The organism is Mycoplana sp. ABR4_002 (assembly GCF_056159645.1).
In genome coordinates this window covers 80,626-96,720 of sequence record NZ_JBSWVO010000002.1, presented here as the reverse complement: position 1 = coordinate 96,720, position 16,095 = coordinate 80,626, and the positions used below count along the sequence as shown (strand labels likewise).

The following is a 16,095-nucleotide window of genomic DNA, read 5'->3' as shown; positions in this document are numbered from 1 at the left end:
CGAATCGTCCGCTACTTCTGCTGCACCGACAGCACGCGGTCGCGGGCGGCGAACCACTCCTCCGCGTAGTCGTCATTTCGATACTCGTCAAAATAGGGACCGCCATCGGTAAAGTGCACGATCCGCGCATCGTTGCGGTAGTCGTACTCGTTGACGAGGTAGTTCCAGGCCACCGGGATCTCGCCGATCTGCTCGTCGCTGTCGAGCCACTTGAACTGGTGCAATTGCAGACCGGTCGCGGTGTTGACGAAATCCTTGGTCAGCGCCCGGCACTTGGCGTTGTTGAACAGGATCATGCTCGACCAGTTCTTTTTCTCGTATTTCGTCTGGGTCTGGCCGAGGAACTTCGTCTCGATCTTCGGCACGTAGTCGTGCTTCACGCACATCGCCGCATAGCGGTCGTCGCGCAGCGCCCACAGCTCGGCGATGTCGGCACGCGCAAGCATGTCGCAGTCCATGAACATGCTCCAGCCCTCATAGTTGCTGAGGTAGGGCACCAGGAACCGGGAGAACGAAAATTCCGTCGACTGCAGCGGATTGCGCTCACGGGTGAAGATGTCGCCGAGATTGTTCAGCACAATCGGGGAAAACGTCACCGGAATGCTCGAATGTTCGAGGATGCTCTGGCACAGGACGTGATAGGCGACGATTTCCTTGGAGTCGAAGCCAACAAAAATGCGTGCAACATCATCTCTCATGCCGGTCACCTTTCAAATTTTCCTTGCCAACGCCTGCCTCGTATCAAGCGGCAGCGAGCGCGGCTAGCAGTGCATGAGTGCAAAAGCCATGTCAATGCGGGCGAAGCTCGCAAGGCGTGACATCAAGTGCCAGCCGCGTGGGGGCTGGCCCGGCTCGATATCTGACAATATACCGTGGGATATTACGCCGAAGGATGGCCGACGGATCGTCCGGTCGAGGAGCGGGGCGAACAACGGAGACGAGATGCGCTGGTTTCGCAAGAGCACCATCAAGGGCCTTACCATCACCCCTCCCGCGCCCGAGCCGGCACGGCACGGCATCGCGGTCGCACTCTGCGTGAAGGACGAAGCCCGCTACATCGAGGAGTGGGTGTGCTTTCACCGCGCCGTCGGCGTGCGCCACTTCATCGTCTATGACAACGGATCGACCGATCCGACCTGCGACATCCTGCGGGCCGTGCTCGAACCGGACGCTCTGACGATCGTGCCCTGGGCCGGCCGGGTCTGCTCATCCAAGACCGGCCAGCTGATCGACGGCCAGGTTCTCGCCTTCGCCCATGCGATCATCAACTTCGGCGGCCACTTTCGCCGGATGGCGTTCATCGACGCCGACGAGTTCCTGCTGCCGAGAACCGGCGACACGATCGAGGCGGCGCTCGCCGCGACCGGTGACTTTCCCAACGTGTCGCTCCCCTGGCACATGTTCGGCACCAGCGGCCACAAGGCGCGGCCGGATGGTCCGGTCGCCCTGAACTACACCCGCCGAAGCGCCGATCCGCTCAGCCTCGACGAGCATGTGACGAACTTCAAGTGCATCGTCGACCCCTGCGAGGTCGTCGAGGTGAGCATCCACCAGTTCAAGACCCGCCAATTCGGCGACGTCACGTCAAACGATGCCGGCTTCCGGACCAGCCGCAAGGGCCGCAAGGAGCGGCGCTTCTATTCGAACGCCTTTCTCCAGCTCAACCACTACTACAGCAAGTCCGAGCAGGAGATGGCGGAAAAGCTGGCCCGCGGATCGAACTATGCGGCCTCCGCCGAGGAGCTCGCCGAGAAGATGCGAACCTCGCTGCGCAATATCGAGCAAGCCGAAATCGAAGACCGCGCGATGATCGATTTCGTCGAATCCCGCGGCATCCGGCTTGCGAGCGACGGCCCTGCGGCTCCGGACGGTGCCGCGGCCTAGGGCGCGGGCGTCAAACCCTGCCTGTCCACAACGGCAGCCCGCTGGCCTCGGCGACGTCGGGGTCGGCCGTGAAGATGGGATAGTCCCTGGAGCGAAGCGCCTGCAGCGCCTTTTGATCCATGTCCTTGTGAAGGCGGGGCAGGTTCTCCTGGTTGTAGGCATGGCCGCTGGTATGCGGGCTGATCCCGGTGAGGATCACCGCGGGCGCGCCGTGAAAGAGCGCAAACAGGGCGGCGTTGATGCCGTTCGAGCACTTGGCCTCGGCTTCCAGTTCGTCGCTGCGGAAGCCGCAGACCCGGTCGAGGAGAGCCATGCGCTGGTAGCGATCGACCATGTGCAGGCTGTCATAGCGATAGTCGAAGGCCTCCAGCCCCTCTTTCAACGAGGCCAGCCCCTCGCGCCACAGCAAGACGTAGAGAGCGCCGGTACGCTGGCCCCTCAGCACCCGTCGAACCTCGATGGCGTTCGTGTTGGTGCCGCGCACCTGATTGAACATCATGAAGGTGATGTCGGGCTTCTCGAGACCCCACTTCGCCGTCACCATCTGCGCCCCGTTGACGGTGATCACGCGATAGCGCGCGTCGAAGCCGGCGGGCTTGTGGGAAATCGGTGCGGATCCGACCACCACGACCGGGCCGTCAAGGTTCAGCGGCGAGGCCGGTGGGCGCGGCCGCAGGAGGTTGTACTTGATGCGGCGATAGAGCCGCGTCTTCGCTTCGGTAAAGGTCACGCGTGGCTGCCTGCTGTCGTTCCTGTCGAAGGGAGAGCCTAATCCTCCGATCGGGCATGCCTGTCAATGCACGCACTGGCCGCAACGGGCCGAAATCGATCGACTTCGTTGTGTGGCGCCGCCAACAAGGCACTTGACCTTGACATGATGGGAAGGTGCAAGATCGGATCGTCAAACTGGGACGTATGCCATGCACGCTTTGAACGAGCCGGGAAACCGGCATACCATTAAACTCTCAATCGCGGACATGAGCTGCGCCTCCTGCGTGCGCCGGGTGGAAAAGGCGATCACTAGCGTGTCCGGCGTTTCCGGCGCCGCCGTCAACCTGGCGAGCGAGAAGGCGGACGTTATCTTCGATGGTCGTCCGGACGCCGCCGCCGTCGCAGCGGCCGTGCGCGCGGCGGGCTACGGTGTCGCCGAGGAAACGCTGGAGTTTCCAATCCAGGGCATGACCTGCGCCTCCTGCATCGGCCGGGTCGAGCGCGCCCTGAAGGCGGTTCCCGGTGTCCTCGATGCCACGGCGAACCTTGCCACCGAACACGCGCGCGTTGTGTTCCTGCGCGGCGGCGCCAGCTTCGACGATCTCGCCGCAGCGGTCGAGAAGATCGGCTACACCACCATACGCGAGACGGACGCCTCCGAAAGCAGTTCCGACGACAGTCGGCGCGCCGACGAGATCGCGGCGTTGCGCCGCGATCTGGTGCTCGCGGCCGCCCTGACCGCACCGCTGTTTGTCATGGAGATGGGCGCGCATGCAGTGCCGACTTTCGGCCACTACATCCACGACACGCTCGGCATGCAGGCGAGCCGCATCATCCAGTTCGTGCTGGCGACACTCGTGCTGGCCGGACCCGGCCGGCGCTTCTTCAGCAAGGGCATCCCGAGCCTGCTTCGCGGCGCGCCGGACATGAACGCGCTGGTGGTGATCGGCACCAGCGCGGCCTGGGGCTTTTCCACGGTCGCCACCTTTGCCTCCGACTGGCTTCCCGGCGGCTCGGCCGCCGTCTATTTCGAGGCCGCCGCCGTTATCGTCACGCTGATCCTCGCTGGCCGGTATCTTGAGGCCCGCGCCAAGGGCCGGACCGGCGAGGCGATCCGCCATCTCGCCGGCCTGCGGGCCACATCCGCCCGCGTTCTGAAGGAAGGCGAACCCGTCGACGTCGCCCTCGAGGCAGTGGTGCCGGGCGACCTCGTCCTGGTGCGGCCGGGCGAAAAGGTGCCGGTGGACGGCGAGGTCACGGAGGGACGCTCCTTTATCGATGAATCGATGATCACGGGTGAGCCGATGCCGGTCGAGCGTCAGGTCGGAGACACGGTCACCGGCGGCACGATCAACACGACCGGATCGTTCACCTTTCGCGCCACCCGCGTTGGTGCCGATACCGTGCTGTCGCAGATCATCCGCATGGTCGAGGATGCGCAGGCGGCCAAGCTGCCGATCCAGGCGCTCGTCGATCGCGTCACGCAATGGTTCGTACCGGTGATTATCGCAGTCGCGCTCGTCACCTTCGGGCTTTGGTCCGCGCTTGGCCCGAGCCCGGCGCTCGCGCATGCGCTCGTCGCGGCCGTCGCGGTGCTGATCATTGCCTGCCCCTGTGCGATGGGGCTTGCCACGCCGACCTCGATCATCACGGGGACGGGGCGCGCGGCCGAGCTTGGCGTGCTTTTTCGCCAGGGAACGGCGCTGCAGACGCTGGAGTCGACCGACATCGTCGCCGTCGACAAGACCGGGACGCTCACGCTCGGCCGGCCGGAACTGACCAAGGTCGTGACGGTCGACGGTTTCGATCGAAAGGCCGTCCTGGCGCTGGTGGCCGCCGCCGAGGTGCGCTCGGAGCATCCGATCGCACGCGCGATCCATGCAGCGGCGAAGGCGGAGGGCCTGAAGCTCGAGCCCGCCGATGATTTCGTAGCGACCTCGGGCCAGGGCATTTCCGCTACCGTGACGGAGCGAAAGGTCGAGGTGGGTTCGGCGGCCTTCATGGCGTCACGAGGCATCGATGTCGCGCCGCTTGCCGGAGAAGCCGGGGCGCTTGCGGCAAGGGGGGCCTCTCCTCTCTACGCCGCGCTCGACGGCAGGCTCGCCGCCCTCCTGGCCGTTTCCGATCCGCTCAAACCGAGCAGCCGGGAAGCGATAGCGCAGCTGAAGGCGCTGGGCGTCGAAGTGGCGATGATCACCGGCGACAACCGCCGGACGGCCGAGGCGGTCGCGGTCCAGCTCGGCATCGGCACGGTTCTGGCCGAGGTGTTGCCGGACGGCAAGGTCGAGGCCGTGCGGACACTTGCCGATGGCGGGCGGAAGAAAGTCGCCTTTGTCGGCGATGGCATCAACGACGCCCCGGCCCTCGCCGCAGCTGACACCGGCATCGCCATCGGCACCGGCACGGATGTCGCCATCGAAAGCGCCGATATCGTTCTGATGGCCGGAGACGTGCGTGGTGTCGCCACCGGCATCGCGCTTTCGAAGGCTACCATGCGCAACATCCGCCAGAACCTGTTCTGGGCGTTCGGCTACAATGTTGCGCTGATCCCGGTCGCCGCCGGCGCGCTCTATCCGGCCCTCGGCCTGCTGCTGTCGCCGGCGATCGCGGCAGGCGCTATGGCGCTCTCGAGCGTCTTCGTCGTCACCAACGCGCTGCGGTTGAAGCGTTTCCGGCCAGCGGAAATCTCGCACACCGTCAGGGAGGACTTTGCATGAACATCGGTCAAGCGGCAACCGCAAGCGGAGTGACAGCCAAGATGGTCCGCCACTATGAGGCAATCGGCCTGATCAGGCTGGCCGGCCGGACCGGATCAGGGTATCGAACCTACGGGCCAAACGACATCGCCACGCTCACCTTCATCCGGCGCGCACGCGACCTCGGCTTCTCCATCGCCCAGATCCGCGACCTGCTGACCCTCTGGCAGGATCGCGGCCGCGCTTCCGCCGACGTCAAGCGCATCGCCGCCGCACATATCGACGAACTCACGGCCAAGATGCGCCAGCTGCAGGAAATGGTGCTGACGTTGCAGCATCTTTCCGCCAACTGCCACGGCGATGATCGGCCGGACTGCCCGATTCTCGAGCGGCTCGCCGTCGGAGGATAGGGCTCGGGTCGCCCCACCCACACCGGGCAACGAGACTTATTGATTGACAGTTCATTCAATATGAGCGCAATTTACCTTCAAAATTCATGCCGTTCGCATGGGACGTGATGCCAGTGGAGGTGAATGATGAACGAAATCAGTACGGAGCCGCCGGGCTCTCCCCTTCTCGACCATTGCCCGGCCTCCCTCCCCGCCAGCGCCTATTTCGACCCAGAGTGGTACACGGCTGAGGAGAAGGCGATCTGGCGGCGGCACTGGATCTATGTCGGTCGCGACAATGACCTGCCGGCGATGACGATGCGGCGGATCTCCGTCGGCGGGCAGAACCTCATCCTCGTCAAGGATCGCGACGGCAAGACCACGGCGTTCCACAACACCTGCCGCCATCGTGGCGCCGAGTTGTGCCACACCGACGAAAGGAGCCTGAAGTCGAAGCTGATTTCATGCCCTTACCACCAGTGGAGCTACAGCTTCTCCGGCGACCTGGTGCGCACGCCGTTCGTCTCGGCCACCACCGACTTCCGCAAGGAGGAACACGGGCTCTACAGGATCCACGTCAAGGAGTGGAACGGCTTTCTCTATGTCTGCCTCGCCGACGAGCCGCCCGCCTTCGACGCGGTTCCCGACCTTGGCGTCGACGCGCTCGATCACTGGCCGATGCGCGATCTCGTCACCGGGCACACATGGGTCAAGCAACTGGCCTGCAACTGGAAGATCTTCTGGGAGAACTACAACGAGTGCCTGCACTGCCCCGGCATCCATCCGGAACTGTCGGAGATGGTGCCGATCTACTCCAAGGGCTACATGGCGCCGAACGAGGCGCCAGGCTGGCGCCCGGAGGCAGATCCGCACGCCCCCGCGCTCAAGACCGGGGCGAAGAGCTGGACGATGAACGGCCAGCCCTGCGGACCGGAGTTTCCCGACCTCACGGACGACGATCGGGCCGCCGGTCAGACCTTCGTCACCATGGTCCCGACCATGTTCGTCGTCGCCCACGTCGACTATGTGCGCGCCGTGTCGCTGCGGCCGCTCGGACCGGAACTGACGGAACTGAGGGCCGAATGGCTGTTTCTGCCCGAAACGCTCGCCGCCCCGGGCTTCGACATGGGCAATGTCGTAAACTTTGCCGGCCTCGTCATGAGCCAGGACGGCCAGGCCTGCGAGATGAACCAGCGCGGCCTGAAGAGCGAGCGATTCGAACGCGGCAGGCTGATGCCGCAGGAATTCGACGTCTACCGCTTCCAGCAATGGGTCCGGGCGGCGATCGCGAAAGGATCCTCCTGAACGGGTCGATCAATTTGAGTTGAGTTCCGGTCCGGCGCCGCCACTCCTAGACTGCAGCCGAGTTGCAGAACGAGGAACCGGACGTGCGCCGCCACCTTTTTTCGATGGCCTTGCTGCTCTTTGCGCTGGCAGGGCCATCCCTCGCCATTGCTCAGTCGCCGCCCTCCCCCGCGGAACGGCCGGCCAGCGTCGGCATCCTTGGCCTCCTGCCAGCGGATTCGACAACGATGCGCGAACTGGCCCTGGGGGGGCGCGAACTTTCCTACGCTGCCACCGCCGGCACCCTCGAATTGCGCGGGCAGGACGGCAAGGTGACGGCGAGAATGTTCTACACCGCTTATGTCGCCAAGGACGCCGGGGCCGATCGCCCGGTCACCTTCGCCTTCAACGGCGGGCCGGGCGCCGCCTCGGCTTACCTGCACCTGGGCCTCGTCGGGCCCCGTATCCTCCAGTTTGACGGACCCAATCGCGACGGCACGCGGCCCGCGCTGTCCGACAATCCCGATAGCTGGCTCGACTTCACCGATCTCGTCCTGCTCGACCCGGTCGGCACCGGCTGGAGCCGCGCGGCCGGCAAGGAGGATGAATCCGGCTTCTATGGGGTGCAGCAGGACGCGGAGAGCCTGGCAAAGGTCATCGCGCTCTACGCACAGAGGAACGGGCGCACGGCATCGCCGAAGTACCTGCTGGGCGAAAGCTACGGCGGCTTTCGGGCAGCGAAGGTGGCAACCGCCCTGAAGGACCGGCAGGGCCTCCTCGTCGCCGGGATCGTCATGGTGTCGCCGTTGATCGACGGGAGCATGATCTTCGGCAAGGGCGAGCGGCCTCTTTCGGCCGCGCTGCAACTGCCGGCGCTGGCGGCGGCCGAGCTGGAGCGACGTGGCGCCTTCAGCGAGGCTGGCGTCAAGGAGGCCGAGGCTTTTGCCATGACCGACTACCTTGCCGCCTTGAGCGGGCCGACACCGGCCGCCGAGCAGGCGAAGGCGTTCTATGCCCGCGTGGCGCGGCTGACCGGGCTTGCCGAGGCCGACGTGGCGCGCGCGCGCGGCTTCGTCGGCGGGCTCTATCGCAAGAACCTCGTCGCTGCGCCCGACAAGATCGCCAGCCCGTACGACGCAGCCCATCTTGCCGACGACCCGTATCCGGAAACTCCCGCCCCCCGGGGAGATGACGCGGTGCTCGACGGCTTCACCCGCGCCTATGGCGCCGCCTTTTCCGCCTATGCCCGCAACGAACTCGGCTTTGCCACGGACCTCACCTATACGCTGCTTAACACCGACGTGAACCGGCGCTGGGAATGGAACGACGGCGGCTCGCGCGCAGGCGCCGATGCCACCGACGATCTGCGCAACCTGTTGTCCGTCATTCCGTCGTTTCGGCTCGTGGTGGCCCATGGATATAGCGATGCCCTGACGCCCTACGGCGTCAGTCGCTATGTCATCGACCATCTGCCGCCGTCGCTTGCAGCCGGCCGGGCCGAGCTAAGGATCTATCGCGGCGGCCACATGTTCTACACGCAGGCGGAGCAGCGGCGAAGGTTCAGCGCCGACATGCGCATTTTCTTTGGCGGTGTTCAGAACAACTAGCTGCAGCGGCGAGCATGGTGGTTGCAAAGCCGCCAGTCTCGGCTATGGTTTGCCCACGGCTGGAGGCGGCCGGCAGCCCGCGCCCTGCAACAGGGCATGGCGAACGTCTCCCAATCGGCTTCCTGACCGTTTCACCGTCGGGCGAAGGCGTCGGCAATGCGGGCACTGACGAAGGTTTCGCCAACGGAGAGACGAGATGCGCGACTATCGCGACGCAAAGCTTATGGCCAAGGCCATGCGGGAGGCACTTGCCGCCCGCGACATGTCGATCACCCACAGCGAGGCACTTGAGATCGTCGCCCGCCAGTTCGGGTTGGCGACCTGGAACATCCTCTCATCGAAAATCGAGGCCGAGGCTGGCGCGGCGATCGCGTTCGAGCAGGCCGTGCCGATCGTGCGGATCTTCGACGTGGCGAAGGCGCACGAGTTCTATCTCGGGTTCCTCGGCTTCAAGGTCGACTGGGAGCACCGCTACGGCGAGGATTTTCCGCTTTACACGCAGGTCTCGCGCGGCGGGCTGCGGCTACACCTGTCCGAGCATGCCGGTGACGCAACGCCGGGCGGCAACATGGTCGTCTACATGAGGGGCGTGCGCGCCTTTCACAAGGAACTGGCGGACCAGCAGTACCGCTATATGCGGCCCGGACTGCGGGACGAGGACGGCCGGCTGGAGGTCATGGTGACCGACCCGTTCAACAACCGCATCCGCTTTATGGAAATCAAGGAGCGCTAGACCGCAGCTGCGGGTGGAGCGCCCGCACCAGGCTCCACCCCTCCGCGAACCGCGCCAGGCAGGGCCGCACAAGCACTCGCCGGGCCGGTCCTTCCGCCAAGAAATCGGCGCGTGGGGGTCTTGCTCTTTGCAGCGCGCCGGTCGACATTCTCCCCCGGCGCGCCGGCCCCAAGGCGGGCGAACAACGAAAAGAACACATGCGACGGGAGAAGAGCATGCTCGACAAGCGTAAATTCTATATCGACGGCAAATGGGTCGATCCGATCAAGCCGAACGATCTGGAGGTCATCAATCCGGCGACGGAAAGGCCGATCGCTTGGATCTCGATGGGGACGGCGGCGGACATCGACCGGGCAGTCGCCGCGGCCAAGAGGGCTTTTGCCAGCTACGGCCAGACGAGCGTCGACGAACGCATTGCGCTGCTCGAGAAGCTGCTTTCGATCTACAAGCGGCGCTATGACGAGATGGCCCGCACGATCACGCTGGAGCTCGGCGCACCGATCTCGATGAGCACCGAACAGCAGGCGCATGTCGGTGTCGGCCACCTGCAAGGCTTCATCGATGCGCTGAAAGGACTGAAAAGCCGGGAAGTGCTGCCGAACGGCGACGTCGTCCGGCGCGAGCCGATCGGCGTTTGCGGCCTGATCACCCCGTGGAACTGGCCGATCAACCAGATCGCGCTCAAGGTCGTCCCGGCCCTTGCCACCGGCTGCACCTGCGTGCTGAAGCCGTCCGAGTTTACCCCGCTCAACGCGCTGCTCTATGCCGAAATGATCGATGAGGCCGGCTTCCCGGCCGGCACCTTCAACCTCGTCAACGGCGACGGCATCGAATGCGGGGCGGCGCTGTCCAAGCACAAGGACGTCGACATGATGTCGTTCACCGGCTCTACCCGGGCCGGCATCGCGGTCAGCAAGGACGCGGCCGAAACCGTCAAGCGCGTGACGCTGGAACTGGGCGGCAAGTCGCCCAACATCGTCTTCGAGGATGCCAACCTGGAAGATCGGGTCGCCGGCAGCATCGCCGAGTGCTTCAACAACTCCGGCCAGTCCTGCGACGCGCCGACCCGGATGCTGGTGCAGCGCTCGGTCTACGACAAGGCGGTGGCGATCGCCGAAGAGGCCGGCAAGGCGGCGACGGTCGGCAATCCCGAGCAAGAGGGCGATCACATCGGTCCGCTCGTCTCCCACATCCAGTTCGGCCGCGTGCAGGCGCTGATCGAGGCCGGCGTCGCCGAAGGCGCGCGCGTTCTGGTCGGCGGCCCCGGCAAGCCGGCCGGCTTCGAGACCGGTTATTTCGTCAAGCCCACCATCTTCGCCGACGTCAACAACGACATGCGCATCGCCCGCGAAGAGGTGTTCGGGCCGGTTCTTGCGATCATCCCGTTCGACACCGAGGAGGAGGCGATCGCGATCGCCAACGACACGAGCTACGGCCTTGCCGCCTATGTGCAGACCGGCGACCCCGAGCGCGCCGAACGCGTCGCCGCAAGACTGCGGGCCGGCATGGTGCACATCAACGGCGGTCCGCATCGCTACGGCAGCCCGTTCGGCGGCTACAAGCAGTCCGGCAATGGCCGCGAGGGCGGCATCTTCGGGCTCGAGGACTTCCTCGAGGTCAAGACCGTGCACCGCCCGGATGCGGCCTGATTGAGCGTTGGCGCGCCGCTTGCGGCGGCCGCCTTCGCGTAGAGCGTTTCGAGGCGCCGCGTTCCCTGCTGGCCGGGGCACGCGGCGCCTCGCTGCATTCGCGGTGGTTGCCACCGGTGAGGTGCACCTTGCAATCAGTCGTCGTCGTCGGCCGGCTCCATGGCCGGGTTCGCCTGTGAGTCGCGGTTGCCGCTCAGGATCTCGCGCTTGCCGACATGGTTGGCGGGGCCGACAAGCCCTTCCTTCTCCATCCGCTCGACCAGCGAGGCGGCGCGGTTGTAGCCGACCGAAAGGCGGCGCTGGATGTAGGATGTCGAGCACTTGCGATCGCGCAGGACCACCTTGACGGCCTTGTCGTAGAGATCGTTTCCATCCTCCTCGGCCGTCGCCGACTTGTCGAACACCGCGCTGTCCTCGGCCTCGGCAACCTCCTCCTCGTCGGCATCCTCGGTGACCGTTCCGAGATATTCCGGGCGGCCTTGCGTCTTCAGGTGGGCGACGACGGCCTCGACCTCGGCATCGGACACGAACGGGCCATGAACACGGGCGATGCGGCCACCGCCGATCATGTGCAGCATGTCGCCCTGCCCGAGCAGGTGCTCGGCCCCCTGCTCGCCCAGAATCGTGCGGCTGTCGATCTTCGAGGTTACCTGGAAGGAGATGCGGGTCGGGAAGTTCGCCTTGATCGTGCCGGTGATGACGTCGACCGAGGGCCGCTGCGTCGCCATGATCAGATGGATGCCGGCGGCGCGCGCCATCTGCGCCAGCCGCTGGATCGCGCCTTCGATCTCCTTGCCGGCGACCATCATCAGGTCGGCCATCTCATCGACGATGACGACGATGTACGGCATCGGCGTGAGGTCCATTTCCTCCTGCTCGTAGACCGGCTCGCCGGTCGAGCGGTCGAAGCCCTTCTGCACGTCGCACATCACCGTCTCGCCCTTGGCGCGGGCGCTGGCGGCGCGGGCGTTGAAGCCGTCGATGTTGCGTACGCCCAGTCGAGACATCTTCCGGTAGCGGTCCTCCATCTCGCGCACCGCCCACTTCAGCGCCATTACCGCCTTCTTCGGATCGGTGACGACCGGAGTGAGCAGGTGCGGAATGCCGTCATAGACGGACAGTTCCAGCATTTTCGGGTCGACCATGATCAGGCGGCATTCTTCCGGTCGCAGCCGGTAGAGCAGCGACAGGATCATGGTGTTGATCGCCACCGACTTGCCCGAGCCGGTGGTGCCGGCGACGAGCAGATGCGGCATCTTGGCGAGCTCGGCGATCACCGGCTCGCCGCCGATCGTCTTGCCGAGGCACAGCGCCAGCTTGAACTTGGTCTCCCAGTAGCTCTCGCACTCGATCAGCTCGCGGAAATAGACGGTCTCGCGCACCGCGTTCGGCAACTCGATGCCAATGACATTGCGGCCGGGGACGACGGCGACACGGGCCGACAGCGCCGACATCGAGCGGGCAATGTCGTCGGCAAGGCCGATGACGCGCGAAGACTTCACGCCAGGGGCCGGCTCAAACTCGTAAAGGGTCACGACCGGACCGGGGCGGACGTCGATGATCTCGCCCTTGACCCCGAAATCCTCGAGGATGCTCTCGAGCAGGCCGGCGCTCTGCTCCAGCGCCTCTTGCGTCATGGTGTGCGCCTGCTCCCCCGAGGGCTGCTGCAAGAAGTCGACCGGCGGAAACTCGTAGTCGGGATTGCTGACGGCCGCGGCAAACAGCCCGGAACGGGCAAGCGAGCGCGACGACGGCGTTGCGGACCGTGGCGCGGCCAATGCCGTCGCCGGGGCGGACCCGACCGGTGTGCTGGCGGTCGCGTCCGCCGTCAATGACGCCTCGGCGCCGGCCTCCGGCGGGGGCGTTGTCAGCGGCGCAGATGCCGCCGACCAGGTCGTGTCTAGGCGGTAGGCAGACAGCACCGGCAGCGAGGCCGACGATGCCAGCTCCTCCGCGATGAACCCAGCGGACACCGCGCGGGCATCCGCCGCGACGGGCGCCGAGCCCGGTGCGGCCGGGCAAACGCCCGGCGTGTGCCTTGCGGCCCTCGGGTTGGTGCTTTGGGTGGTTGCCGGTGTGGCCCCGGCAGCGGCGGTTCGCCCCGCCGGCGACGTCGTGGCGGCAGCAGCCTGCACCACCGCCGGCACCTCGGCGAGCGGGGCTGGCGTCGTGGTTGCGCGCGCCGGGGAATGCACCACGCTCGCTCCAACCTTGCGGCTGCGAATGTTGACCTCGCGGTAGAGCGAGGCGGCGGAGTCCTCGACGAGGCGGAAGTTCGGCAGGGGCACGCGTTCGGCGGATGCGAGGCAGGCGAGGTTGACGTCCATGCTCATCGATTCCCACAGCACGTGGTCCGAGAGATGGAGGTCGAAGCCACCGGCGCGCCTGCCGACCTTGGATGACGGCGCGATCGCCGCACCGGCGGGCGGTGAGAGTTCGTCGGTTGCCTTTGTCGTTTCCGGACGGGAATCACGGCTTGCGTCCGCCATTTCCCGCTTCAGGCGCAGAAACAGCGCAAGCGCGCCATTGTCTTGGCCCGCGGGCCCTGTATTGGCCGGCGGGATCGTCACCGCGGTCGGCATGACCGCCGGCCCGGAGGCCGGCGCCGAACCTCGCGGAGCGGCGCCTTCGATCTTGCGCATGGCCGCGCCATCGAGATCGGCAGCTTTGGGTGCAGCGGGGATGCTTGCCGCCGGCTCGATCGTCGGGGACATAGGCGCCGCCGGCGCGGCCGCACGCGCTTCGCTGCCTTCGACCGCAGAAGCCTTGCGGGCATAGGCGCTTTCCGGCGTGCGGGTGAAGCGAACGTTGGGCCCGAGGATGAAGGCACTTTGCCAGGCCGGCAGTGCCGCATCGGCCTTGACCTCGCCGGCCACGGTCATGCCGGGAAGAGTGACATGCCGCGCGGTCCGGACGTCGTCCTGGCTGCCTTGGCTGATCGTGGACGAGTCATTTGTGGCGGGCGAGATCGTTCGGGAAGGACGCATGAAAACCTGCAACTCTGGAAGGACCGGAAGGCGTGAAAACCCCTGGCCCCGGAATAAAAAATAAAGGTTAACAGCGCCTTTCCATGACCGCCCTGCGGCGCACGGTCATGCGCCAGGTCGCTCATAAAAATGCATATATTTCAAATATGTAATTATTTTCCGTTCCGGCTTGCCGCCATCGCGTCGGCTTCGGCTATAGCAGCAGCAACTTCTTGAAAAGCGAAAGCACGTCGTCGAACGGGATCTGCGTCAGGGCGACAACCGCGAACGGCAGCAGGGCCATGGCCGATAGCGGCAGGACGGCGGTTCGCGACAGCAGCCCCGGGGACAGCTTCCGCGCGCTCTCGAAGAGCTTGGCCGGGTCTGGGATTTCCTGATCCCCGGCCCCTTCGGCATCCCCGGCGGCGGCGATGTTGCGCGACAGGACCTTGCGCTCGTCCAGCCGCTGGCGCCGGGTGGCCTGCGCCGCGGTGGCCAGCATCGTCTCCTCGCGCAACCGGCGTAGCGGCGCGCGGAAGGCCGACAGCGGATAGGCGAACAGGCCGAGGACGACCGCCAGCCAGACGCCCATCACGGTGGTCAGCATCTTCAATGACAGCGTTTCGGCCGTGATGTGCTTGGCAAAGCTGGCCGCAAGCGCGCAGCTGAGGCCGAACATGAAGGCCCGGTAGGCGTTTGGATAGTCGGCGAGGAAGGCAAGGCCGCCCTTGCCGTCCGGATGGCTCGCGACGAGCCGCAACTCGAGCCGGGCGATTTTCCGCAACAGTTGCGTCCAGACGAAATGCCGCCACAAGCCGCGCAGCAACAGGAACCAGAACAGCGGCAGGCTGACGAGCAGGGCCCACCAGCCCGCGAGGGTGATGTGAACGCCGGCCTCACCGGCCGTGCCCGCCCAGGAATAGCCGCCATCGCTCAGCTGGTGGCGGACTGCCCAGAGCGCAAAGACAAGGCCGGCCCCAAGGCAGACCGCCTCGGCAATGCGCGAGTTGCGCAGCCGCAGGGCCTCGCTGACGGCCGCGGCCGCGGCCGGCATCGCGCCAGGCACGATGAGCGGGGCGGCAGTGAAATGCTGCAGCTTTACGCGCAGGCGCTCCTCGACCTGTTCTTCCGCCAGCACGAGCGCCCCGATCGCCAGCACGAAGCGGCCCCAGAGCGCGACATCGGTCAGATAGGTCTCGCCGAACGGCCGCAGCCGCAGGCTTTCCGGCAAAGCCAGGACCAGCGGCACCAGCCAGGCGATCGCGACGTAGAGCAACGCGCGCCGTCTCGCATTGAGGGCATCCTTGCGCAGCAGGCCCATCCGCCTCTGCAGTTCGTAGAACGGTCCGCCCCGGTAGGCCAGGTAGTCGGCAATCGGCGCGTCTGTAGGTGTCATCTGGTTGGACATCGTGCCCCCCGATCCAGCACTTCCCCGGCCGGCGGCAGAGGCGAGGGCGATGCTAGCGCATTGCCCTGCGAAACGGTACCTGTCTGAGGATCGGGCATGGCACAGGTCAAAACGCGGCGTGCCGCCCCTACAACGGCCCCCGGCCGTCGTCGACGAGATCGAGAACGAGCTGGCGGACATTGCCGCCGCTCTTTAGCTCGGCACGATCGAAATCGCGGTCGCGCTTGCCCTTTGCCTTCGAGATCGGGCCAAGCCGTCGGGTGAGTTCCTTCCGGATCTTCTTGCAGCCGGGATCGTCGGCAACGGTCAGGCCGACGGAAACGGCTTCGATCTGGCGCACCATGTCCTTGATGAAGTCGCCGTGCACGCGTTCGTGGGCCTCAACCCCCGCAAAAAAGGTCTCCCATTTGGCGCGAACGCGCTCCGGCAATTTTGCGGCCGGCTTGGGCAGCATGTATGTGATGACGAGGTTGGGCTTGGCGGCGGCAAGCACGCAGCCGCCGTCCCTCGGCTCGTACTTGCGCGACCAGGTCAACGTGAAGTCGGTGAAAGCGATGGCACGGCTGTCTCTGACCTTCGGCCCGCGCTGGCCGATCGACTGGTAGAGCTCCATTCCGGTCTGGCCGGTGATCGCGTAGGTTTTCACCTGTTCGACCGCCTGCCATTCTGCCTGGCCGGTGGCCGGCACCAGCACGAAGCCGGCCGCCAGCAGGCAACGTCGCATTGCTGCGTTCAAGTGGATCTCCCCGCACGGTGTCGTTCGCGGGC

The 16,095-nt window shown here is 65.8% G+C and carries 12 protein-coding genes; 7 read left to right on the top strand and 5 right to left on the bottom strand.

All coding sequences use genetic code 11. The features are described from left to right. Positions 1-11: 11 nt before the first annotated feature. Positions 12-698: a glycosyltransferase gene (locus ACXAGF_RS20720; protein ID WP_475019431.1), complete on the bottom strand. Its 687-nt coding sequence runs from the start codon at positions 696-698 to the stop codon at positions 12-14. Positions 699-942: 244 nt separating this feature from the next. Between ACXAGF_RS20720 and ACXAGF_RS20715 the strand changes: the two genes are divergently transcribed. Further along, complete coding sequence (locus tag ACXAGF_RS20715) at positions 943-1,884, top strand: glycosyltransferase family 92 protein (RefSeq protein ID WP_475019430.1); 942 nt, start codon at positions 943-945, stop codon at positions 1,882-1,884. Positions 1,885-1,894: 10 nt separating this feature from the next. Here the strand turns inward: ACXAGF_RS20715 and ACXAGF_RS20710 are convergent, their stop codons facing one another. Beyond that, entirely contained in the window at positions 1,895-2,614 is a 720-nt protein-coding gene (locus ACXAGF_RS20710) for a membrane-anchored protein (RefSeq protein WP_475019429.1), read from the bottom strand. A 190-nt stretch (positions 2,615-2,804) separates the two neighbouring features. Between ACXAGF_RS20710 and ACXAGF_RS20705 the strand changes: the two genes are divergently transcribed. The 6 genes from ACXAGF_RS20705 (at position 2,805) to ACXAGF_RS20680 (ending at position 10,953) form a co-directional block, all read left to right on the top strand. Continuing rightward, positions 2,805-5,312, top strand: a complete 2,508-nt coding sequence (locus ACXAGF_RS20705; RefSeq protein ID WP_475019428.1) for a heavy metal translocating P-type ATPase — start codon at positions 2,805-2,807, stop codon at positions 5,310-5,312. Continuing rightward, entirely contained in the window at positions 5,309-5,701 is a 393-nt protein-coding gene (cueR, locus tag ACXAGF_RS20700; RefSeq protein WP_475019427.1) for a Cu(I)-responsive transcriptional regulator, read from the top strand. Before ACXAGF_RS20705 ends, cueR begins: the two co-directional genes overlap by 4 nt. Positions 5,702-5,827: 126 nt before the next feature. Then, a complete protein-coding gene (locus ACXAGF_RS20695) occupies positions 5,828-6,985 on the top strand; it encodes an aromatic ring-hydroxylating oxygenase subunit alpha (protein WP_475019426.1) in 1,158 nt (385 codons plus the stop codon). A gap of 83 nt (positions 6,986-7,068) precedes the next feature. Next, the gene (locus ACXAGF_RS20690; RefSeq protein ID WP_475019425.1) at positions 7,069-8,571 is read left to right on the top strand and encodes a S10 family peptidase; all 1,503 of its coding nucleotides are present in this window, start codon (positions 7,069-7,071) and stop codon (positions 8,569-8,571) included. 196 nt (positions 8,572-8,767) lie between these two features. Next, a complete protein-coding gene (locus tag ACXAGF_RS20685) occupies positions 8,768-9,304 on the top strand; it encodes a glyoxalase superfamily protein (protein ID WP_475019424.1) in 537 nt (178 codons plus the stop codon). Positions 9,305-9,519: 215 nt separating this feature from the next. Next, entirely contained in the window at positions 9,520-10,953 is a 1,434-nt protein-coding gene (locus tag ACXAGF_RS20680) for an aldehyde dehydrogenase family protein (protein ID WP_475019423.1), read from the top strand. A gap of 134 nt (positions 10,954-11,087) precedes the next feature. Here ACXAGF_RS20680 and ACXAGF_RS20675 read toward each other — a convergent pair whose 3' ends face one another. The 3 genes from ACXAGF_RS20675 to ACXAGF_RS20665 all read right to left on the bottom strand — a co-directional run bounded on the left by ACXAGF_RS20675 (position 11,088) and on the right by ACXAGF_RS20665 (position 16,051). Next, positions 11,088-13,835, bottom strand: coding sequence for a DNA translocase FtsK (locus ACXAGF_RS20675; protein ID WP_475019736.1), 2,748 nt, complete (start codon positions 13,833-13,835; stop codon positions 11,088-11,090). 298 nt (positions 13,836-14,133) lie between these two features. Further along, entirely contained in the window at positions 14,134-15,315 is a 1,182-nt protein-coding gene (locus tag ACXAGF_RS20670; protein WP_475019422.1) for a hypothetical protein, read from the bottom strand. A 139-nt stretch (positions 15,316-15,454) separates the two neighbouring features. Beyond that, entirely contained in the window at positions 15,455-16,051 is a 597-nt protein-coding gene (locus tag ACXAGF_RS20665) for a DUF922 domain-containing Zn-dependent protease (protein ID WP_475019735.1), read from the bottom strand. Positions 16,052-16,095: the final 44 nt, after the last annotated feature.